At 61.8% G+C, this 22289-nt stretch carries 20 protein-coding genes; 5 read left to right on the top strand and 15 right to left on the bottom strand.

Annotated features, from left to right (window positions below; all coding sequences use genetic code 11):
• Position 1: 1 nt before the first annotated feature.
• The 11 genes from aspS to LDZ28_RS01370 all read right to left on the bottom strand — a co-directional run bounded on the left by aspS (position 2) and on the right by LDZ28_RS01370 (position 13127).
• On the bottom strand, positions 2 to 1804 hold the full coding sequence (aspS, locus tag LDZ28_RS01420; protein WP_244826965.1) for an aspartate--tRNA ligase: 1803 nt from the start codon (positions 1802 to 1804) through the stop codon (positions 2 to 4).
• Positions 1805 to 1901: 97 nt separating this feature from the next.
• Positions 1902 to 2564 (bottom strand): DUF502 domain-containing protein, encoded by a 663-nt coding sequence (locus LDZ28_RS01415; protein ID WP_244826964.1) that lies wholly within the window; start codon positions 2562 to 2564, stop codon positions 1902 to 1904.
• Positions 2565 to 2717: 153 nt separating this feature from the next.
• On the bottom strand, positions 2718 to 3107 hold the full coding sequence (locus LDZ28_RS01410) for an FmdB family zinc ribbon protein (protein WP_244826963.1): 390 nt from the start codon (positions 3105 to 3107) through the stop codon (positions 2718 to 2720).
• A 134-nt stretch (positions 3108 to 3241) separates the two neighbouring features.
• On the bottom strand, positions 3242 to 3850 hold the full coding sequence (locus tag LDZ28_RS01405; protein WP_244826962.1) for a methyltransferase domain-containing protein: 609 nt from the start codon (positions 3848 to 3850) through the stop codon (positions 3242 to 3244).
• The gene (ubiB, locus tag LDZ28_RS01400) at positions 3847 to 5424 is read right to left on the bottom strand and encodes a ubiquinone biosynthesis regulatory protein kinase UbiB (protein ID WP_244826961.1); all 1578 of its coding nucleotides are present in this window, start codon (positions 5422 to 5424) and stop codon (positions 3847 to 3849) included. Before ubiB ends, LDZ28_RS01405 begins: the two co-directional genes overlap by 4 nt.
• A gap of 21 nt (positions 5425 to 5445) precedes the next feature.
• Entirely contained in the window at positions 5446 to 6138 is a 693-nt protein-coding gene (locus LDZ28_RS01395; protein ID WP_244826960.1) for an SCP2 domain-containing protein, read from the bottom strand.
• Positions 6139 to 6262: 124 nt separating this feature from the next.
• Positions 6263 to 7267, bottom strand: coding sequence for a Tim44 domain-containing protein (locus LDZ28_RS01390; protein ID WP_244826959.1), 1005 nt, complete (start codon positions 7265 to 7267; stop codon positions 6263 to 6265).
• 25 nt (positions 7268 to 7292) lie between these two features.
• Positions 7293 to 8024 (bottom strand): bifunctional demethylmenaquinone methyltransferase/2-methoxy-6-polyprenyl-1,4-benzoquinol methylase UbiE, encoded by a 732-nt coding sequence (gene ubiE, locus LDZ28_RS01385; protein WP_244826958.1) that lies wholly within the window; start codon positions 8022 to 8024, stop codon positions 7293 to 7295.
• Between the two features lie 94 nt (positions 8025 to 8118).
• Positions 8119 to 8529: a gamma-butyrobetaine hydroxylase-like domain-containing protein gene (locus LDZ28_RS01380; protein WP_244826957.1), complete on the bottom strand. Its 411-nt coding sequence runs from the start codon at positions 8527 to 8529 to the stop codon at positions 8119 to 8121.
• Between the two features lie 29 nt (positions 8530 to 8558).
• Positions 8559 to 8993, bottom strand: coding sequence for an HIT family protein (locus LDZ28_RS01375; protein ID WP_244826956.1), 435 nt, complete (start codon positions 8991 to 8993; stop codon positions 8559 to 8561).
• A 36-nt stretch (positions 8994 to 9029) separates the two neighbouring features.
• Positions 9030 to 13127: an FAD/FMN-binding oxidoreductase gene (locus LDZ28_RS01370; RefSeq protein WP_244826955.1), complete on the bottom strand. Its 4098-nt coding sequence runs from the start codon at positions 13125 to 13127 to the stop codon at positions 9030 to 9032.
• Positions 13128 to 13658: 531 nt separating this feature from the next.
• On the opposite strand from LDZ28_RS01370, the gene ilvA reads away from it, so the two are divergent.
• The 4 genes from ilvA (at position 13659) to LDZ28_RS01350 (ending at position 17526) form a co-directional block, all read left to right on the top strand.
• Entirely contained in the window at positions 13659 to 15182 is a 1524-nt protein-coding gene (gene ilvA / locus LDZ28_RS01365; protein WP_244826954.1) for a threonine ammonia-lyase, biosynthetic, read from the top strand.
• 11 nt (positions 15183 to 15193) lie between these two features.
• Positions 15194 to 16111, top strand: a complete 918-nt coding sequence (locus tag LDZ28_RS01360) for a 5'-nucleotidase (RefSeq protein WP_244826953.1) — start codon at positions 15194 to 15196, stop codon at positions 16109 to 16111.
• Complete coding sequence (gene queF, locus LDZ28_RS01355; RefSeq protein WP_244826952.1) at positions 16108 to 16932, top strand: NADPH-dependent 7-cyano-7-deazaguanine reductase QueF; 825 nt, start codon at positions 16108 to 16110, stop codon at positions 16930 to 16932. Before LDZ28_RS01360 ends, queF begins: the two co-directional genes overlap by 4 nt.
• 93 nt (positions 16933 to 17025) lie before the next feature.
• On the top strand, positions 17026 to 17526 hold the full coding sequence (locus LDZ28_RS01350) for an NADAR family protein (protein ID WP_244826951.1): 501 nt from the start codon (positions 17026 to 17028) through the stop codon (positions 17524 to 17526).
• Positions 17527 to 17579: 53 nt separating this feature from the next.
• Here LDZ28_RS01350 and LDZ28_RS01345 read toward each other — a convergent pair whose 3' ends face one another.
• Genes LDZ28_RS01345 through LDZ28_RS01335 form a run of 3 tightly spaced genes read right to left on the bottom strand, consistent with a single transcriptional unit; the run spans position 17580 to position 20380 of the window.
• Entirely contained in the window at positions 17580 to 17966 is a 387-nt protein-coding gene (locus tag LDZ28_RS01345; protein WP_244826950.1) for a RidA family protein, read from the bottom strand.
• Between the two features lie 31 nt (positions 17967 to 17997).
• Positions 17998 to 19491 (bottom strand): amidohydrolase family protein, encoded by a 1494-nt coding sequence (locus LDZ28_RS01340; protein WP_244826949.1) that lies wholly within the window; start codon positions 19489 to 19491, stop codon positions 17998 to 18000.
• A gap of 1 nt (position 19492) precedes the next feature.
• Positions 19493 to 20380 carry a MurR/RpiR family transcriptional regulator gene (locus tag LDZ28_RS01335; protein WP_244826948.1) on the bottom strand — a complete coding sequence of 296 codons (888 nt, stop codon included), beginning with the start codon at positions 20378 to 20380 and terminating at the stop codon, positions 19493 to 19495.
• Positions 20381 to 20524: 144 nt separating this feature from the next.
• On the opposite strand from LDZ28_RS01335, the gene LDZ28_RS01330 reads away from it, so the two are divergent.
• Positions 20525 to 21799 carry an amino acid deaminase gene (locus LDZ28_RS01330; protein ID WP_244826947.1) on the top strand — a complete coding sequence of 425 codons (1275 nt, stop codon included), beginning with the start codon at positions 20525 to 20527 and terminating at the stop codon, positions 21797 to 21799.
• Between the two features lie 4 nt (positions 21800 to 21803).
• Here LDZ28_RS01330 and LDZ28_RS01325 read toward each other — a convergent pair whose 3' ends face one another.
• Positions 21804 to 22283: a MarR family winged helix-turn-helix transcriptional regulator gene (locus LDZ28_RS01325; RefSeq protein ID WP_244826946.1), complete on the bottom strand. Its 480-nt coding sequence runs from the start codon at positions 22281 to 22283 to the stop codon at positions 21804 to 21806.
• Positions 22284 to 22289: the final 6 nt, after the last annotated feature.

Raw genomic sequence — 22289 nt, 5'->3', positions numbered from 1 at the left:
GTTACTGCGCCTTCTGCTCCGGCTGACGCAAGCGAATATGCAACTCGCGCAACTGGCGCTCGTCCACTTCGCTGGGCGCTTGCGTGAGCAAGTCCTGCGCACGCTGCGTCTTCGGGAACGCAATTACGTCGCGGATGGAATCGGCGCCGGACATCAGCGTGACGATGCGATCCAGACCGAACGCAATGCCACCATGCGGCGGCGCGCCGTACTGCAACGCGTCGAGCAGGAAGCCGAACTTCAGGCGCGCTTCTTCAGCGCCGATCTTGAGCGCGCGGAACACCTTGCTCTGCACGTCTTCCTGGAAGATCCGCACCGAGCCGCCGCCGATTTCCCAGCCGTTCAGAACCATGTCGTACGCCTTCGCGAGACAGCGGCCCGGATCGGTTTCGAGATATTCGAGATGCTCGTCCTTCGGGCTCGTGAACGGATGATGCGCGGCCACGTAACGGTTCTCGCCTTCGTCGTATTCGAACATCGGGAAGTCGATCACCCACAGCGGCTTCCAGCCTGTTTCCAGCAGACCCGTGGACTTGCCGAATTCCGAATGACCGATCTTCAGGCGCAGCGCGCCGAGGCTGTCGTTCACGACCTTCGCGCGATCCGCCGCGAAGAAAACGATGTCGCCGTCTTGCGCGCCGGTACGCTCGAGAATGGCTGCGAGCGCTGCGTCATGCAGGTTCTTGACGATCGGGCTCTGCAGGCCGTCACGACCACGCGCCTTGTCGTTGACCTTGATCCACGCAAGACCCTTCGCGCCGTAGATACGCACGAATTCCGTGTAGCCGTCGATATCGCCACGCGAAAGTTCGCTGCCCTTCGGCACGCGCAAGGCGGCCACGCGGCCGTCTTTCGAGTTGGCGGGCATGCTGAACACCTTGAAGTCGACGTCCTTCACCGCGTCGGTGAGATCCGCGAATTCCAGCTTCACGCGCAGGTCGGGCTTGTCGGAGCCGAAACGACGCATGGCTTCCGAGTACAGCATGACCGGGAATTCCTCGGGCAACGCGACGTCCATCGTCTCCTTGAAGACGTGGCGGATCATGTTCTCGAACAGATCGCGAATTTCCTGTTCCGTCAGGAACGAGGTTTCACAGTCGATCTGCGTGAATTCCGGCTGACGGTCGGCGCGCAGGTCTTCGTCGCGGAAACACTTGGTGATCTGGTAGTAACGGTCGAAGTTCGCGACCATCAGCAATTGCTTGAACAATTGCGGCGATTGCGGCAGCGCGAAGAACTGGCCCGCGTTCACGCGCGACGGCACCAGGTAATCGCGCGCGCCTTCGGGCGTGCTCTTGGTCAACATCGGCGTTTCGATGTCGATGAAACCTTGCGCGTCGAGATACTTGCGCACTTCGATCGCCACGCGATAACGCAAACGCAGGTTCTTCTGCATCTGCGGACGACGCAGGTCGAGCACGCGATGCGTGAGGCGCGTGGTTTCGGAGAGGTTGTCGTCGTCGAGCTGGAACGGCGGCGTGACCGATGCGTTCAGCACGGTCAGCTCGTGGCACAGCACTTCGATCTTGCCGCTCGTCAGATTGGTATTGATCGTGCCTTCCGGACGGTTGCGTACCACGCCCTGAACGCGCACACAGAACTCGTTGCGCACGCCTTCGGCCACCTTGAACATATCGGCGCGGTCCGGGTCGCAGACGACCTGAACGAGCCCTTCGCGATCGCGCAAGTCGATGAAGATAACGCCGCCGTGATCGCGGCGGCGATGCACCCAGCCACACAGCGAAACGGTTTGGCCCAGCAGGGCCTCGGTCACCAGACCGCAGTATTCAGATCGCATCGACATGATGTTTGTGTCTTTCGTTGTTCGTTGATCAACGGCTCGCGCGCTGTGGTCATGTTCTTGATGACTGACTGACTCACGTTTGGCGCGCGTGCCGGCATTACATCGGCGGCTCGGTGGGGCGGCGGGCAGGCGCGACCGGGATCGGTGCGCTCGGCGCCGGGGCTACCACGCCCATCGAGACGATGTACTTCAGTGCGGCGTCGACGGTCATATCCAGTTCGACGACTTCGCTTTTCGGCATCATCAGAAAAAAGCCGGAGGTCGGATTCGGCGTGGTCGGCACATAGACGCTCACGTGATCGCCCTCCAGATGATTCAGGACGTCGCCACCCGGAATGCCCGTCAGGAACCCGATGGTGTAGGAGCCCTTGCGCGGATATTCGATGAGCAACGCCTTGCGAAACGCATTGCCGCTCGACGAAAGCAGCGTGTCCGACACTTGCTTCACGCTCGTGTACAGCGGCCCAACCACCGGAATGTGGCGCACGATGGCGTCCCACCACAATACGAGTTTCTGCCCGATGAAGTTCTGCGTCAGCAAGCCGACGATAAAAATGAACGCGATGGTCAGTACCGCGCCCAGTCCAGGCAAATGGAAACCGAAGATGCGCTCGGGCTGCCATGATTCGGGCAGCAGGAGCAGCGTCTGATCCATGGTTCCGATGACGAGGCCGAGCACCCACAGCGTGATGGCCAAAGGCACCAGCACGAGCAGGCCAGTCAGAAACACGGATTTCAGCGTAGTCTTTTTTGTCGTCACGTTGTAGTCGCTAAGGTCTTAGCCGAAGGTTGCACCGTTTCAGTTCGAAACGGCTGGCGGATGCCCGAATCGACGAGCGCGACAGCGATATTCGCCCGGAGATGCCGGACGGCATGCATATCGCGCAATGGCCGCGCTCTTGCGTTCAGCCGCTCAGGCCGCGCCCGACGTGGATGTGCCGGAAGAAGGCGTACTGCTTGCAGGCTTCGACGCTTCCGAGGACGACGCCTTCGCGCCGGTGTCATTCGAGGCGTTTGCATTGCCTGAACTGCCAGCTTCCGACGAAGCCGCGGGCGCATCCGAAGAGCCGTTCTCCGATTTGGCGGGCGCCGCCGCGTCCTTGGCCTTGCCGCCGTTATTGCCGCCGCGAAAATCGGTGACATACCAGCCCGAACCCTTCAACTGGAATCCGGCGGCAGTGACCTGTTTCGAAAACGTGGCCTGTCCGCAAGCGGGACATTGCGTGAGCGGTGCGTCGCTCATTTTCTGAAGCACGTCTTTTTCGTGGCCGCAGGAGGCGCAGCGGTACGCGTAAATCGGCATGGTGCTATCCCTACAATGATCTGTCGACGCTTGCAAAGCCTTGAATTATAGCCGCAAACGGATTTTGACCCGCGATTTTCGGGGGTTTCCGGCCACGACTTCCTGCCGCTAAATGGAGGCGTCGATGCCGAATTTCAAGCGCGCCGCCAGGTCATCCAGCGTTCGCGTCCGGCAAATACGGGAATGGAGTCTCGAACTTCCCGCTCGTCGATGAGTTCGAAGTGCGGCGTAAGAAGCGCGTGAAGTTCATCGCGTTCGATGCCGAACGGCGGACCTTTCGGCGTCGCGCTGAGGAAATAGAAGCCCGCGAGAAGCGCGCCGGGTTCGAGCAAATCGGCCATGCGCTGCGCGTAATCGGCCCGGCGGATTTTCGGCAGCGCGCAAAGAAACGCGCGCTCGTAGATCCACGCGGGCGAAAACGGCGGCTGATAAGCGAAGAAATCCGCCTCTTCGACGTTTTTCCCATACGCGCCCAGTTGCGCGCGTGCCGTCGCGACGGCGACCGGCGAGAAGTCGATCGCGCGCACCGTCCAGCTTCGCTCGGCCAGATAAAGCGCTTCATACGCGCTGCCGCAACCGGGAATCAGCACATTGTGCAAAGCGCGCGACGCCGCAAACGCCTTGAACGCCTCCTGAACGCCCGCCTGATCCCACGGCATGAAACGCCGGTCGAAGCGTTCGTCCCAGAAATCAGGCGAATTGGGATCGCGATGATCGAAAGTTGGGACGTTGGGATCGCTCATCCGCCGTGCCCCAGCCACAACTGGGCGATAACCACGCCCGCACCCGCCATGGCAACGAGTCCGACCACGAGCAGCGTAATCAGCAAGCGGTTCGTGCGCTTTTGCTCCGCGAGCAAGAGGCGCATGGTTTCGTCGCTGCTGCCTTTGGGCGCGTCGTGATGCTCGGCCAGAAGGTGATGAATCAGGCGCGGCAACTGCGGAATGGTCTTGCTCCATTGCGGCGCTTCTAACTGCAGACGTTCGTACCAGCCGCGCCAGCCGATCTGTTCGTTCATCCAGCGTTCGAGATACGGCTTCGCGGTCTTCCAGAGATCGAGTTCAGGATCGAGCGAACGACCCAGGCCTTCGACGTTCAGCATCGTCTTCTGCAAGAGCACGAGTTGCGGCTGAATCTCGACGTTGAAACGACGCGACGTCGAGAAAAGCCGCATCAACACCTGACCGAGGGAAATATCCTTGAGCGCGCGATCGAAGTACGGCTCGCACACGGCGCGGATCGCGCTTTCCAGTTCCTCGACGCGCGTGCTCGGTGGCACCCAGCCGGATTCCAGATGCAGCGTGGCGACGCGATGATAGTCGCGCTTGAAGAACGCCAGAAAGTTCTGCGCGAGATAGTTCTTGTCGAAGTCCGACAGCGCCCCGACGATGCCGAAGTCCAGCGCGATATAGCGCCCGAAGGTTGCCGGATCAAGACTCACCTGGATATTGCCGGGGTGCATGTCGGCGTGAAAGAAGCCATCGCGGAACACTTGCGTGAAGAAAATCTCCACGCCTTCGCGCGCCAGCTTCGGAATATCGACGCCCGCCGCGCGCAGCGTTTCAACCTGGCTGATCGGCACGCCGACCATGCGCTCCATCACGAGCACCGTGGGCGCGGACAAATCCCAGTACATTTCCGGCACGAGCAGCAGATCGAGCCCCGCGAAATTGCGCCGCAACTGACTGCCGTTGGCGGCTTCGCGCATGAGGTCGAGTTCGTCGTGCAGATACTTGTCGAATTCGGCGACGACTTCGCGCGGCTTCAGCCGCCGTCCGTCTGGCCACAGGCGTTCGGCCCAAGTCGCGGCATCGCGCAGCAAGCCGAGATCCGAATCGATCACCGGCAGCATGCCGGGGCGCAACACCTTCACGGCGACCGACTTGCCCGCGTGCTCGCCGTGCTTGATTTTCGCGAAATGCACTTGCGCGATGGAAGCCGACGCCACCGGCACGCGCTCGAAATCGTCGAACAACACGTCGATAGGCGCGCCCAGCGATTTTTCGATGATCTCCATTGCCACCGCCGAATCGAAGGGCGGAACCTGATCCTGCAGCTTGGCGAGTTCATCCGCGATATCGACGGGCAGCAGATCGCGCCGCGTCGACAACACCTGACCGAACTTGACGAAGATGGGGCCGAGACTTTCCAGTGCGAGGCGCAGCCGGATGCCGCGCGCCACTTCGAATTTGCGGCCGAACGTCGTGATGCGCATGAGATAGCGCACGCGACGATCGTTGATGCCGCTCATCACCAGCTCGTCGAGCCCGAAGCGGACAATCGTGAAGAATATTTTGAGGAAACGCAGAAAACGCATATTCGGTTTCGCTTCAGCTCGTTATTCGCGCGAGTCGCGCACGGACTCGCCACCGGGCCGCGCTGAGGCGCCGCGTTCCGGTTGTCGTCTTTCCAGTCTTTCGATACGCTTTTCGAGGCGCGCCAGGGCGTCGCGCGTCGCGGAAAGCTCGGCGTTGAAACCGTCGAGCGCGCTTTTGCGTACGAGTTGCGGACGTTCGTCGAGCAGATATTCGGCGACCGTATCCAGCAGATTGCGGCCGGTGCGTTGCGCCTGCTCCTGAACCGTCCGCGCGATTCGCCCGACGCGATGCGCGGGCGCGTCGCCTATCACGCGCGCCAGATCCTCTTCCGGGTCCCAGCGCAAGTTTTCGGCGAGTTTGGCGAGCGTCGTGGCGAACTCGGCATCGCCTTCGATTCGAACGTGCTTCATCACGGCCGCCTGGCCGCCTTGCAGGAACGCGGGCAACGCGTCGAGCGGAACCGCGATGGTGACGTCGAAACGCCCGGCTTCACCTTCGCTCGTCGCGGCAAAGAGACCGCCCGGTTGCACCACGAGCGCGATGGGAACAGGTCCGCAAGTCAGCTTGACGCACTTGCCGGCGTAAGGCTTGACGCGTTCGAGCGCCCACGGCTCGCGCACGAGCAGATGGTTCACCACGGCCGAGAAGGCACCGGATGCGGTCTTGAAGGCAGGATTTACTGCGAAACGGGCGGATTCGTCTGCGTTCGTCATCGGCTCTGAGATGAAAAAACCCGCGCCAGCGGTGACCGGCGCGGGTTTCTATTCTACCTTCGCAACCGGCGTGATACCGGCCGCCGCCCCCGGTCTTTCGACCGGGCGCAATTGGATCAACAACTCAACTGACTTGCTGAATACCTGCCAGCAGCCAGCCTTCGTTGCCCGTCTTCTGCTTCGAGAGATTCCACACTTCGACGAACGGTTCGGCCGCTGAACCCTCGGACTCGCGAATGAGGCCGTGGAAACGCACGCTTGCCAGATACTCGTTCGCGCGGTCTTCGACGCCGAGCAGATCGGCATTGAGTTGCACGACGTCTGTACGGTTTGGCGTGCTACCGCGCGCATCGACGTCGAGTTTCACTTCGGCGAACATTTCGGGCGTCGTGAACTCACGGATGTCGTTGACATTGCCGCGATCCCACGCGTCCTGCAGGCGCACGAAGTAGACCTTTGCGTTGCGCACGAACGCTTCCGTATCAAAGCCGGCCGGCACGTTCGGGTTTGTCACCGGCGGCTGGTTCGGCGAATCGATATAAGTTGCACCGAGGCTCGTGGAACGCGGCGTTTGCGGCGGCTCCTGGTTCAAGTCCGTACGCGCCATTGCGCCGTAAGGCGACGCCGCGCCCGAAGCGCCAGCGTATGCGGGCGTGTTGCCCTGATTCGCTTGACGGCGGCGCATGAAGAAGCGGAACAACATGACGGCCGCGAGCACGATCAAGCCGATGATGATCATATTGGCCATGGCGCCGGCGAAGGCTTCGCCCAAGCCGAAGTGCGACAACAGCGCCGCGATACCGAGACCCGCCGCCAAACCTGCGAGCGGTCCGAGCCAGCGGTTGCGTGCCGGTTGCGCGGCCGCCGCCGCGGCGGGCGCGGCCGGTGCGCGCTGAGCCTGCGCGGCCTGGCCTTGCTGCATGGACTGTGACGGCGGCGTCGCCTGATGCTGCTGGGTGGCAGTTGCCGACTGACGGCCCATGCTGCGGCCGCCGCCCATGCGACGGGCATCTGCATCTTCAGTGTAGATTGCGCCAACCGTGATAACGCCAGCGAGCGCCAAGATTCCGGCCTTCCTGAACATGCTGCTCAGGAAACCCCGGGATTGGGGTATGCGCGAATCGGACATTTCGAATCCTATTAAGAGTGGAACACTAAAATTTGGTCCCGACGTGTAACGCTACCACGCCACCTGACAAATTGTAATATTCGACTCGATCCAAGCCAGCTTGTTCCATCATTGTTTTTAAAGTTTCCTGGTCGGGATGCATGCGGATGGATTCTGCAAGGTAGCGATAGCTGTCCGCATCCTTCGCAACTTTCTCGCCAAGCCACGGCAAAATCTTGAAACTGTAGATATCGTACGGCTTCTTCAGCGGCTCCCAAACCTTCGAAAACTCCAGAACGAGCAAACGGCCACCGGGCTTCAGCACACGCTGCATTTCGGCAAGCGCGCGCTCTTTGTGGGTCATGTTGCGTAGACCGAAGGCGACTGTAACCACATTGAAATAATTGTCCGGGAAAGGAATCTTCTCGGCGTCGCACAGGAGCGCGGGCGTAATCACGCCTTTGTCGACCAACCGGTCGCGCCCGACGCGCAACATCGATTCATTGATGTCCGTGTGCCAGACTTCGCCGCTTTCGCCCGCTTGCCTTGCGAAAGCCATCGCCAGATCGCCCGTGCCGCCTGCCAGATCCAGCACCTTGTAGCCCGGCCGCACTCGCGCCTGCCCGATCGTGAAATGCTTCCAGATCCGATGCAGTCCGCCGGACATCAGGTCGTTCATCAAGTCGTAGTTGCCCGCGACGGAGTGGAACACGCCCGCCACTTTCTTCGCCTTGTCCTGCTCGTCGACCGTTTCGTATCCGAAGTGGGTCTTGCTCATCGCGCTGATTCCTCGCCTGTCGTTTGTCGTGTACCCGCGCAAGCATCGCGCCGGGTCCGCGGCGTTATGCCGCGTATTTGGATTGAGTTCGAGTTTAGTGGCAATGCCCGCCGGACGCCTTCGCCGTCATGGGCGCGTCGCGGTCGAGGCCGGCAGCTTCCAGTTTCGCCAGATACTCGCGCCACAAATCGTCCTGCCGCGTCGCCAGCTTGTGAAGAATGTCCCAGGAATAGATACCGGTATTGTGCCCGTCCGAAAAGTTCAGCTGCAGCGCGTAGTGACCGACCGCATCGACGCCGATCAGCGTGACATCGCGCTTGCCGGTCTGTAGCGTTTCCTGGCCGGGACCGTGGCCCTGAACCTCGGCGGAAGGCGAATAAACGCGCAGCAGTTCGAATGGCACGCGATACGACGTGTCGTCCGCATATTGCAGTTCGAGCACGCGGGATTTCGAATGCACGACGACGCCGGTGGGAATCGGCGTCGTGGAAGTGAGTCCGCTCATGGGAAGCCCTGGCTTTTGATGATGTTGTCTTATGGAGAGCCGAAGACCTGATTCAGCTCATGGCGCACGGCTTCGCGCAGTAAGGTGGCCTGCGCTCGGCGCTTCGAAAGCTGCGCTTCGGAAACGGTGCGCTGACGCGGCGCCCAAATGGGCAGAGGAAAGCGGGAATCGTTGGAAAAGCGCGGAATGACGTGCCAATGCACGTGGGGCACCTGATTGCCGAGACTCGCCAGATTGACCTTCTCCGGCACGAGAATGCGCCGCATGGCGCGCTCGACGCAGTTGACGGCGGTCATCAAGCGCGCGCGGTCGGCGTCTTGCAGATCCGACATCTCGGCGATATGCGCGCTCCAGATCACGCGGCACAAGCCGGGCCAGTCGGCCTCATCGGCGAGGACGACGCGCAATGCGTCGTCCGCCCACAGTACCTCGCCGCCGTCTTCACGGCAAAACACACAGTCCATCTCAAACCTCTAGCGAATCGAAACCCGATTTCGCTATTACACCAGTACGCGCTCGATACCGCCATTGTTCGCGCGCTCGACGTACTGTTCCATCCAGTTCTCGCCGAGCACCTTGCGCGCCATTTCCACGACGATGTAATCCGCCTCGGTGTTGGCGTCCTCGTTGTAGCGCGACAAACCCTGCAGGCAGGACGGGCAGCTCGTGAGGATCTTGACGTCGGTGACGGCATTGTCCGGCTGCGGACCATCGCCCGCTTTCAGCACTGAACCCGGCTGCGCGCCCGCCGCACCGGCCGAGGCGTTCGCCATGTTGATGGCGTTCGCGCCCGCCTCCGCGACGAGCGGAATGCCGCGCAACTTCGCCGCGCCCTTGCGCATTTCCTCTTCCTTGCGAAAGCGCACTTGCGTGGAGATGTCCGGCCGCGTCACCGCGAGCGTGCCCGACTCGCCGCAGCAGCGATCATTTTTTTCGATCTTGTAGCCGTCCTGCTGCGAACCCATCAGCTCGTTGACGAGTTTGACCGGATCCATCGTCTTGATCGGCGAATGACACGGGTCGTGATACATGTAGCGCGTGCCCTTCACGCCATCGAGCTTGATGTTCTTTTCGAGCAGGAACTCGTGGATGTCGATGATCCTGCATCCCGGGAAGATCTTCTCGAATTCATAGCCCGCGAGCTGGTCGTAACAGGTGCCGCACGACACGACCACGGTCTTGATATCCAGATAGTTCAGCGTATTGGCCACGCGATGGAACAACACGCGGTTGTCCGTGACGATCTTCTCGGCCTTGTCGAACTGTCCCGCGCCGCGCTGCGGATAGCCGCAGCACAGATAGCCCGGCGGCAGCACGGTCTGCACGCCCGCTTCCCACAACATGGCTTGCGTGGCGAGCCCGACCTGCGAGAACAGACGCTCGGAACCGCAACCGGGGAAATAGAACACGGCTTCCGAATCCACCGTGGTTTTCTGCGGATTGCGGATGATCGGAACGATCTTGTTGTCCTCGATATCCAGCAGCGCGCGCGCCGTCTTTTTAGGCAGATTACCCGGCATCTTCTTGTTCATGAAGTGGATCACTTGCGTGACCACCGGCGGCTTGCCGACCGTCGCGGGCGGTTTGGCCGTCTGCTTCTTCGCGAACTTCTTGAGGATGTCGTTGCCCAGACGCTGCGCCTTGTAGCCCACGCCCATCATCGCGGTGCGCGCGACGTTGATCGTCTGCGGATTCGTCGCGTTGAGGAAGAACATGCCCGCCGCGTTGCCCGCGTTGAACTTCTTTTTGCCCATCTTGCGCAGCAGATTGCGCATGTTCATGGTGACATCGCCGAAATCGATCTTCACCGGGCACGGCGTCACGCACTTATGGCAGACCGTGCAGTGATCGGCGACATCGTTGAATTCGTCCCAATGCTTGATCGACACGCCGCGGCGCGTCTGCTCTTCGTACAGGAACGCCTCGATGAGCAGCGAAGTCGCGAGAATCTTGTTGCGCGGGCTGTAGAGCAGGTTCGCGCGCGGCACGTGCGTCGCGCACACGGGCTTGCACTTGCCGCAGCGCAGGCAGTCCTTGATCGATTCGGAAATCGCGCCGATATCCGACTGCTGCATGATGAGCGACTCATAGCCCATCAGGCCGAAGCTCGGCGTGTACGCGTTGCGCAAGTCCGCGCCTTCGAGCAATTTGCCCGCGTTGAAGCGCCCCTGCGGATCGACGCGCTTCTTGTAATCGCGGAAATCGCGGATTTCGTCATCGGTCAGGTACTCCAGCTTCGTGATGCCGATGCCGTGCTCGCCCGAGATCACGCCGTCCAATGAACGCGCGAGCTTCATGATGCGCGCCACCGCGTGATGCGCGTCCTGCAGCATCGCGTAGTTGTCGGAGTTGACCGGAATGTTGGTGTGTACGTTGCCGTCGCCCGCGTGCATGTGCAACGCGACGAACACGCGGCCGCGCAGCACTTGCTTGTGGATGGCCTGCGCTTCGTCGAGGATCGGCTTGAATTCGCCGCCGTTGAAGATTTGGCGCAATTCGCCGCGAATCTCCGTCTTCCATGAGATGCGCACGGTGCGGTCTTGCGCGACGTGGAACACGCTCGCATCCGGCTGGGTATCGACGCGATCCGCGAACTTCTCGGCGAGCCCTTCGTAGCCGAGATTCACGAGATAGTGCTGCGCCTCGCGCAAGGACATGTCGAGCCTGTCGCCGACGAAAGTCCAGCGCTCACGCACGCGCTTCATCAAATCGAGCGCCTGTTGCACGCGATCTTCGAGCAATTCGGCGGACGGAATCTCGTTCGCGTCGTCGCTCTTTCCGAGCGGCAGCTTGCCGGTCTTGAAGAACGCCTCGAGCGCGTCGACCAGTTGCAGCTTGTTCTTGATCGACAGCTCGATATTGATGCGCTCGATGCCGTCCGTGTACTCGCCCATGCGATTGAGCGGGATCACCACGTCTTCGTTGATCTTGAACGCGTTGGTGTGCTTCGCGATGGCGGCCGTGCGCGAACGGTCGAGCCAGAAGCGCTTGCGCGCCTCGGCGTTCACCGCGACGAAGCCTTCGCCGCTCTTGCCATTCGCCATGCGGACGACTTCGGAGGCGGCTTGCGCGACGGCATTGGCGTCGTTGCCGACGATATCGCCGATCAGCACCATCTTCGGAAACGCGTTGCGCTTGCTCTTGGTCGCATAGCCGACCGCGCGCAGATAGCGCTCGTCCAGATGTTCGAGTCCCGCGAGAATCGCGCCGCCCTCCTTCGACGTCTCGAACAGATAATCCTTGATCTCGACGATGCTCGGAATGGCGTCGCGCGCCTGGCCGAAAAATTCGAGGCAGACGGTGCGCGTGTGCGCGGGCATCTTGTGCAGAATCCAGCGCGCCGACGTGATGAGCCCGTCGCAACCTTCCTTCTGCACGCCCGGCAAGCCCGCGAGGAACTTGTCGGTGACGTCCTTGCCGAGCCCTTCCTTGCGGAACGTGCGGCCGGCGATATCGAGCGCCTCGGTTTTCAGGAGCTTTTCGCCGGGTGCGCGCGTGCCGTCGAACCAGTCGAGCCGGAAGCGCGCCACCGGAATGTCGTGGATCTTGCCGCAGTTATGTTCGAGGCGAGTGACTTCGAGCCAGTTGCCTTCCGGGTCCACCATGCGCCACCAGGCGAGATTGTCGAGCGCCGTGCCCCACAGCACTGCCTTCTTGCCGCCCGCGTTCATCGCGACATTGCCGCCGACGCACGATGCATCGAGCGATGTCGGATCGACGGCGAACACGAAGCCCGCCTGCTCCGCCGCTTCCGTGACGCGTCGCGTGACCACGCCCGCGCCGGAGAAAATGGTCGCGACCTTGTGATCGACGCCCGGAAGATCGGTCATCTCCACCGGCCCGAGTTGTTCGAGCTTTTCCGTGTTGATGACCGCGGAAAACGGCGTGAGCGGAATCGCGCCGCCGGTATAGCCCGTGCCGCCTCCACGCGGAATCACGGTGAGGCCGAGCTCGAAACACGCCTTGATGAGACCCGCGATCTCCGCCTCGGTGTCCGGCGTGAGCACGACGAACGGATATTCGACACGCCAGTCGGTGGCGTCGGTGACGTGCGAAACGCGCGACAGACCGTCGAACTTGATGTTGTCCTTCTGCGTCTGTTTGCCCAGCACGCGCGACGCGCGGCGGCGCAATTCGGCCATGCGGCCGAATTCGGCGGAGAAGTCGTCCACGGCGCGGCGCGCGGCCGCGACCAGTAGTTGCACGCGTGCGGCGCGTTCCTGGCCTGCGTCGTCGCCGTGTTGCGATAGATCGGCGTTACGGCGCTTTTCGATTTCAGCCAGTCGATGATTCAGCGCTTCGACGAGCAATACGCGACGCTTCGGGTTGTCGAGCAAATCGTCCTGCAGATACGGATTGCGGCGTACGACCCAGATGTCGCCGAGCACTTCGTACAGCATGCGCGCCGAGCGGCCGGTGCGTCTTTCGCCGCGCAGTTCGTCGAGTGCGGCCCAGGCTTCGTCGCCGAGCAGCCGCATGACGATCTCGCGATCGGAAAACGACGTGTAGTTATAGGGAATTTCGCGCAGACGGGGCTCGACGTCGAGCGGCAAGGCGGCATGGGCGCCGTTCGGATCGAAGGCTTGAGGTGCGTTCATGTTCGACGGTTCGGTGAGCCGGCGAGCGCGTCAGGAAGCGCAAAGTCACCGGCGATGCGCGTGGGGGCGCAGATTTTTGGATGAGACTGTTCTGTAGGAAGGCCGCCGCATCGCGCAAATCCGGCAATGACACGGATGTAATGACGAGCCAGATGCGACACGGCGCCTTCAATGTGCCCGGATCAACGCCACGATCGCGCATGGCGCGCATGCCGCTCCGCCGCAGCGTGAAGCTCGCGGGGGACATACGCCAGTAAATCGATCCGAAGCTGCCAGTGCATCTGCCGATCCTGATTTGTAAAACGAAATTCTAACCCATCGCGAAAAAGGCCGTTCGTGACGGCTAGCAGGCAGAAGGGGCATTTGCGTGCCCGTTCGCGACATGTTTCGGGCATTTTCCGCGCTTTTACTCCCGGCCGGTCGGTCGGCGATAAGGCGTCGTAGCCGGAATGCTGCTTCTTCCGCGCTATCATTCATGCTTTCGCCCTCAAAAAAGCAGCGCGCAGCCGGCCTGCGCGACGATTTCGACGCATGACACATCCCGACTACCTGAAGAAAGTGCTGACCGCGCGAGTCTATGACGTCGCGCGCGAGAGCGAGCTCGAACCCGCGCGCAGTCTGTCCGCGCGCCTGCATAACGCCGTCTACCTCAAGCGCGAGGACAACCAGCCGGTGTTCTCCTTCAAGATTCGGGGCGCCTACAACAAGATGGCCAACCTGCCCGCCGACGTTCTGGCGCGCGGGGTCATTACAGCGTCGGCGGGCAATCATGCGCAGGGCGTGGCTTTGTCGGCGGCGCGGCTCGGCTGTCGCGCGGTGATCGCCGTGCCCACGACCACGCCGCAAGTGAAAATCGACGCGATCCGCGCGCATGGCGGCTCGACTGTCGAAGTGGTGCTGGCGGGCGAATCGTATAGCGACGCCTACGCGCGCGCCGTGCAACTTCAGGAAGAACGCGGCCTCACCTTCGTCCATCCGTTCGACGATCCCGACGTGATCGCCGGACAAGGCACCGTCGCCATGGAAATCCTGCGCCAGCATCAAGGTCCGATTCACGCGATCTTCGTGCCGATCGGCGGCGGCGGCTTGGCGGCGGGCGTGTCGGCGTACGTCAAGGCGATCAGGCCGGAGATCAAGGTCATCGGCGTGCAGACCGAGGATTCCTGCGCGATGGCGCAATCCATCGAGGCGGGCGAGCGCGTTACCTTGAGCGAAGTCGGCCTGTTTTCGGACGGCACGGCGGTGAAGCTCGTCGGCGAGGAAACCTTCCGCCTGTGCAGCGAGTTGCTCGATGAAGTCATCACCGTCGATACCGACGCGCTTTGCGCCGCCATCAAGGACGTCTTCCAGGACACGCGCAGCGTGCTCGAACCGGCGGGCTCGCTCGCGGTGGCGGGCGCGAAGGTCTATGCGGAACGCGAAGGTATCGAAGGAAAGACGTTGATCGCGGTGACTTCCGGCGCGAACATGAATTTCGACCGCATGCGCTTCGTGGCGGAACGCGCGGAAGTGGGCGAGGCGCGCGAGGCCGTGTTCGCGGTGACGATTCCCGAGGAACGCGGCAGCTTCAAACGCTTTTGCGAACTCGTCGGCGATCGCAGCGTGACCGAGTTCAACTACCGTATCGCGGATGCGGCCGCCGCGCATATCTTCGTCGGCGTGCAGATCAAGTCGCGCAACGAGACGGTGCAGATGCGCTCGGCGTTCATCGAGCACGGGTTCGCGACGGTCGATCTGTCGCACGATGAACTCTCGAAGCAGCACATCCGCTACATGGTCGGCGGCCATTCGCCGCTCGCGCATGACGAACGCCTGCTGCGTTTCGAATTCCCCGAGCGGCCGGGCGCGCTCATGCGCTTCCTTTCGTCGATGGCGCCGGACTGGAACATCAGCCTCTTCCACTATCGGAATCAAGGCGCGGACTACAGCTCGATTCTCGTTGGCATTCAGGTGCCGCGGGCGGATAACGCCGAGTTCGAGCGCTTTCTCGCGACGCTCGGTTATCCGTGGTGGGACGAGCAGCAGAACCCCGTCTACAAGCTGTTCCTGGCGTAAGTCGAGACTTCATGTCCAAGTTCACGCTCGAAGACAAACTCGTCGTCGCGATTTCGTCGCGCGCGCTCTTCGACTTCGAGCAAGAAAACAGCGTGTTCGAGGCGGGCGATCTCGCACGTTACGAAGCGCTGCAACGTTCGCGGCTGGACAAATCCGCGAAACCGGGCGTGGCGTTCGGGCTCATTCGCAAACTGCTCGCGCTCAATGCGGGCGAGCAGCGCGTGGAAGTAGTGATTCTTTCGCGCAGCGATCCTATCAGCGGCCTGCGCGCGTTCCATTCGTGCCGTGAGCATGGGCTGGCGATCGAACGCGGCGTGTTCACGCGCGGCCGTTCGCCCTTCAGCTACTTGAAACCGCTGCGTGCGTCGCTATTTTTATCGGCGAATCCCGACGATGTACGCGACGCGCTCGCCGCCGGTTTTCCCGCCGCGCGCGTGCTGCCGGAAACGCCGCGCGCAGCGAGCCGTTACGCGGATGAAATTCGCATTGCGTTCGATGGCGACGCCGTTCTCTTCTCCGATGAAGCCGAGCGCGTGTTTCAGGCCGACGGTTTGCTCGCCTTCGTCGGCCATGAAACGAACAAGAAAGATCTGCCGCTGCCGGGCGGACCGTTGAAGCCGCTGCTCGAAGCGCTGAACAAGCTGCAACGCATTGCCGCCGCGAATGAAGGCGAGCAGGCGGCCATGCATATCCGCACCGCGCTCGTCACCGCGCGTTCCGCTCCCGCGCACGAGCGCGCGATCCGGACGTTGATGGCGTGGGACATCGAAATCGACGAAGCGATGTTCCTGGGCGGTCTGGACAAGGGCGAATTCCTGCGTGAATTCGAGCCCGACTTTTTCTTCGACGATCAAATTCGCCATTGCGAATCGGCCCGCGGCGTGAGTCCGACCGGGCATGTTCTCAGCGGCATAGCGAACGCAACATGACACCCGAACAATCTCCGCTCGGCAAGCCTGTCCACTACACCGAACAGTACGATGCGTCGCTGCTGTTTCCGATAGAGCGCAAGAGCGCGCGCGATGCCATCGGCGTCGGCGCGCGGCTGCCGTTCTTCGGCACCGACATCTGGAACGCTTACGAGCTTTCGTGGCTGAACGCGCGCGGCAAGCCGCAGATCGCGGTGGCGACGTTCTTCGTGCCGGCGGATTCGCCGAATATCGTCGAATCGAAGTCGTTCAAGCTTTACCTTGGCTCGTTCGCGCAGACGAAGTTCGATTCCATCGACGACGTGCGCGCGGCCATCAAGCGCGACGTATCGGCGATCTGCGGAGCGACCGTATCGGTGCAACTTGCCGCGCCGGCAGATTTCGGCAAGCTCGCGATGGAAGAGTTCGATGGCTTGTCGCTCGACAGGCTCGATCTGGATACGGACATCTATATGCCCGATCCTTCACTGTTGAGCGCGACGCATGGCGAAGCACCCGTCGACGAGACGCTGTATTCGAATCTGCTGAAGTCGAATTGCCCGGTGACGGGACAGCCGGATTGGGGCAGCGTGCAGATTCGCTACTACGGCGGGCAGATCGATCACGCGGGTTTGCTGCGCTATCTGATTTCGTTTCGCGGACATACCGGTTTTCACGAGCAATGCGTCGAGCGCATTTTCATGGACGTGATGCGGGAATGTCAGCCGGAAAGGCTCGCGGTGTACGCGCGTTACACGCGGCGCGGCGGGCTGGATATCAATCCGTTCCGGACGAATTTCAATTTGCCGATGCCGGATAATGCGCGGTTGGCGCGGCAGTAATCGTCAAGGGTGGATACGGATTGGGCAAGTCTCTCCAAATGCTTTGCCCGACCAGACGCCAATCGAGAGTCAGAAGCGAGGAGAACGGAGCAAATGAAAACGACCGAGACGATGGTATTGTTTTGGAGTACAGCAGAAATCTATTCGAATTGGCATCCGGCTGCTTTCGTTGAAAACGGCGTGCAGTTTTCGAGCACGGAGCAATACATGATGTGGCGCAAAGCCACGCAGTTCGGAAACGAGGCGCTCGCAGCGCAAATGCTGACCCAAACGAATCCGGGAAAACTAAAGTCAATGGGACGTAGAGTAGAGGGCTATGAGGAAAGCGTCTGGGAAGGCGAGCGAATGTCCATGATGATTCGCGGCTGCTACCTTAAGTTCTCGCAGAATCCCGCGATGCGCGCGGAACTTCTCGCAACGGGAACCCGCATGCTGGTCGAAGCGAGTCCTGTCGACGCGATTTGGGGAATCGGTCTTGCAGAGGACGATCCACGAGCCCTAGACCCAGCGCTATGGCAGGGTCGCAATCTGCTCGGACAAGCGCTGATGGAAGTCCGCCGACTCTTGCTCGACCAAGTTGTAAACGTGCACTAAGCATCGCATTTGAATGCGCTCGATCGCCAGACAACCGAACGCATTCAGCAAAATTAAGCCGACGCCTTCTTATAAGCCACGCAATCCACCTCGACCTTGCAATCGATCACCATTGACGACACCACGCAAGCTCTCGCCGGCGGATTCGCGCCGAAGTACTCCTTGAAGATCTTGTTGAAAGAAGCGAAATCGCGCGGATCGTCCAGCCAGACGCCGCAGCGCACGACATGCTCCGTGCCATATCCCGCTTCCGTCAGAATGGCGATCACGTTTTGAATTGCCTTGTGCGTCTGCTCGACGATTCCGCCGTTGATCACTTCGCCGTTCTCCATCGGCGTCTGGCCCGACACGAAGAGCCAGCCATCGGCCTCCACCGCGCGTGCAAACGGCATATGCGCGCCGCCTTGTCCCTTGCCGCCCTCAACGCCATATCGCTTCATCGTTCAACTCCTTGATTCAATCGTAAAGAATTCAAAACGCGCCCTGCGCATCCAGCTTGGATGCCGCGCCGCGCGCCACGAAACGTCCCGCGCGCGCACCGGTCACGGCGGCATCGCGATACGTCAAAACCCCATTCACCCACACCGCGTCGATGCCGTCCGCCGCCTGCTGCGGCTTCGCGAAGGTCGCGGCATCGCGCACACGCTCGGGATCGAACACGACCAGATCGGCGTGATAACCCACGTTCACTTCGCCACGCTCGGGCAGGCTGAAACGCCGCGCCGTCAGGCTCGTCATCTTGCGCACCGCTTCTTCGAGCGGCATCAGCGCCGTATCGCGCGCGTAGTGGCCAAGCACGCGCGGAAACGCGCCCCACAAGCGCGGATGCGGCAGCGGATCGTTCGGCAAGCCATCCGAGCCAACCATCGTCGCGGGATGCGCGAGAATGCGCCGCACATCGTCTTCCGACATGTTGTGATACACCGCGCCCGCCGGTTGCAAGCGTTTCGCCGCATCCTGCTGGCTCACGTTCCACTCGGCCGCCACCTCGCGAATCAGCTTGCCCGCCATCTCCGGATGCGGCTCCGACCACGTGATGGTGATGTCGATATCCCCCGTCACCTGCTTCAGATCCAGCGTCGACGAACTGCGGTTATACGGATAACAATCGCAACCGAGCGGCTGACCCTCGCGCACCGTTTCGAGCGACTTCAGCACTTCCACGCTGCGTCCCCAGTTCGACGGTCCCGCGCACTTCAAATGCGAAATCACCACCGGCACACGCGCATGGCGACCGACGCGATACGCCTCTTCCATTGCATCGAGAATTGCATCGAACTCGGTGCGCATGTGCGTCGTGTAAAGCGCGCCTGCCTTGGCAAGCGGCTCGGCAAGCGCCTCCACTTCCTCTGGCGGCGCGTTGAACGCCGAACCGTAAGCCAGCCCGCTCGATAACCCCAGCGCGCCGTTATCCAGCGCTTCTTCGAGTTGCGCTCGCATGCCATCCACTTCAGCGCCGTTCGCCGCGCGATCCAGCCGGTCCATGTGATTGTTGCGCAGCGCCGTATGGCCGATCAGCGCGCCGACATTCACGGCGGGACGCGCTTCGTTGACGGCATCGACATAAGCGGCGAAGGTCGGATATTTGAACGCGTCGGCGTCGCCGAGCAGATTCATCGGATCGGGCGGGTTGCCCTTCAACGTCACCGGCGACGCGCTGATCCCGCAATTGCCGACGATCACCGTGGTCACGCCTTGCGTGATCTTCGGCATCATCTGCGGCGAGCGGATCACGTGCGTGTCGTCGTGCGTATGGACGTCGATGAAACCGGGCGCCAGCACCTTGCCCTGCGCGTCGAACACTTCATCGGCGTTCCAGTTGGCGAGTGCGCCGGGCGCCACGATGGCGACGATGCGGCCATCGCGCACCGCGACATCGCGCTCGACGGCGGGCGCACCCGTGCCGTCGATCACACGCGCACCGATGATCAACGTATCGGCCTTCTGCTTCGAGGGCGATTCCATGTCAGTCTCCCAAAGGTTGCCGCTCGCCGCCGCCACGATGCGCATCGAGCGCGTGCTTCATGCGGCGCAGCAGTTCACGGCTGTGATCGGCCTGCTTCACCGCGAGTTCGGTGACGAGCAGATCGAGCGCCATCATCATTGCGTAACGCGACGACGACGGCTTGTAGATGAAATCCGTTTCTATCGCGATGACCGGAATGAGCCAGTCCGCGAGCTTCGCCAGCGGCGACGCCGGCGCGGTCAACGCGATCACGCACGCGCCGTATTCACGCGCGATCCGACAGCTTTCGAGCATCTCCGGCGTCTGCCCCGTCACGGACAGCGCGACAACGACGTCTTCGCTCGATAACGTCGATGCCACCATGCGCTGCAGCAGTCCGTCCTGATACGACGCCACCGGCCGCCCGAGCCGCACGAGACGAAAGCGCATCTCGTCGGCGAGCGCGGTCGAGCCGCCGCCCATGCCGAACACGTAGATCATCGACGCAGCCGCGAGTGCATCGGCGGCTTGCGCGATGGGCGCGGCACGCAACGCACCCTGATTCTGTGCGAGCGTGGCCTGCACTTCCTCGAAGATGCGCGCGGCGAGTGTTTCAGGCACGGCGTCCGGTTCGGGCTTCAGAAAGCGTTGCCCGACGCCCGCCGCCTGCGCGAGCCGCAGCTTGAGTTCGCGCACGTCCTGACAGCCGACCGCTTTCGCAAAGCGCGTGACCGTGGCGATACTTACTTCCGCCTTGTCCGCAAGCGCGCCGATGCTTGCCCGCGACGCGCCCGTGAGATCGTCGAGGATCAGCGCGGCAACCTTGCGCTCGGCACTGCGCAATTCGGGCGCGCGTTGCGCGATGCGCGCGACGATATCGAAGGTGAGCGAATCGGCGTGGCCGTTCATAGTGCTGACAGGGTTAACCCACGGTGCATGTTACTAAATAACATTTCAACGAGAATGCTACTTTGGGTAACATGATGCCGTCAACCGCGACGCCATTTTAAGTACCGACAGAATCTATTCATCCGGACGATGGAGTAGCAGCACATGAAAGTTACAAACTATCAGAACGCGACAATCGACCCGTTTGGCAAGGGTCTCGGCATGGTGCCGGGCACGGGCATCAATCTGACGGACGCGGCGCGTCTGCAATGGAACCTGCTCGAAGAGGACGTGAGCTTGCCTGCCGCCGTGCTGTATGCAGAGCGCATCGAACACAATTTGAAGTGGATGCAAGCGTTCGTCGAAGAGTACGGCGTGAAGCTCGCGCCGCACGGCAAGACCACCATGGCGCCGCAACTCTTTCGCCGCCAACTCAACACCGGCGCGTGGGGCATCACGCTCGCCACGGCGCATCAGGTGCGCGCGGCGTATCGCGGCGGCGTGTATCGCATCCTGCTGGCGAATCAGCTCGTCGGCAAACGCAACATGGGCATGATCGCCGAGCTGCTGACGGACCCGAACTTCGAGTTCTTCTGTCTCGTCGATTCAGCGGATGGCGTCGATCAACTAGGCGCATTCTTCAGCGACGTGCACAAGAAGCTGAATGTGCTGATCGAACTTGGCGTGCCGGGCGGACGCACGGGCGTGCGCGACGACGCGCAGCGCGAAGCCGTGCTCGCGGCCATCGCGCGCTGGCCGGGCACGATCGAACTGGCGGGAATCGAACTATACGAAGGCGTCTTGCAGGACGAATCGAAGGTACGCGACTTTTTGAAGAGCGCCGTCGACACCACCCGCGCTCTGATCGATGCTGGCAAGATCGCGCGCAAGCCGGCGATTCTCTCGGGCGCGGGATCGGCATGGTACGACGTCGTCGCCGACGAATTCGCCAAGGCGAACAGCGACGCCATTGAAGTCGTACTGCGTCCCGGCTGCTATCTGACGCACGACGTCGGCATCTACAAGAAAGCGCAGAACGAAATCTTCGCGCGCAATCCCATCGCGAAGAAGATGGGGCAAGGGCTTAAACCCGCGCTGCAATTGTGGGCGTACGTGCAGTCCATTCCCGAGCCGGACCGCGCGATCATCGGGCTCGGCAAGCGCGATTCCGCATTCGACGCGGGCTTGCCGGAAGCGGCGAAGCATTTTCGTCCGGGCATGGAAGCGCCACGCGATATCTCGACGGATGAAGGCTGGGAAATTTTTGGCCTGATGGACCAGCACGCTTACTTGCGCATCAAGCCCGGCGATGATCTCAAGGTCGGCGACATGATCGCCTTCGACATCTCGCACCCGTGTCTCACGTTTGACAAGTGGCGTCAGGTGCTCGTGGTCGATCCTAAATACCGCGTCACCGAAGTGATCGAAACGTTCTTTTGACGCGTCAGGCTTTTTCGGCGGCGGTATCGACGAGTGCGGCGTTCGCCGCGTTTTGCACCGCGACTTCCTGAATGCGCGCTTCGAGCATATGAAGCGCGCCCGACAGCGCCTCGATGGCGTCGTCCGGCAACGATGCCATGGTGTCGTGCAGAAACGCCGTGCGGCGCGGCATGCCCTCTTCCGCCGCCGCGCGGCCTTGCGCTGTCAGCGCGACATTCGACACGCGATTGTCGCGGACATCCACGCTGCGCACGACCCAGCCGAGACCTTCCAGCGTCTTCAACTGACGAGTCAGCGCGCCCGGGTCCACGCGCAGGCGTTCGACGAGTTTCTTCTGCGACACCTCGCCCTCGTGCTCATGCAAGGCGAACAGAATGCGCCAGCGCGGCATTGGCTGGCCGACGGCTGCTTCGAACGCCGACATGAAAGCGCGATACGTCCGCCCAAACTGCTGCACCACCGCGATACGTTCCTGTTCGTACATGCTCTC

The organism is Caballeronia sp. TF1N1, from assembly GCF_022878925.1.
Lineage (GTDB): Bacteria > Pseudomonadota > Gammaproteobacteria > Burkholderiales > Burkholderiaceae > Caballeronia.
The sequence above is the reverse complement of the archived record's forward strand: the minus strand, read 5'-3'. Positions and strand labels throughout refer to the sequence as shown.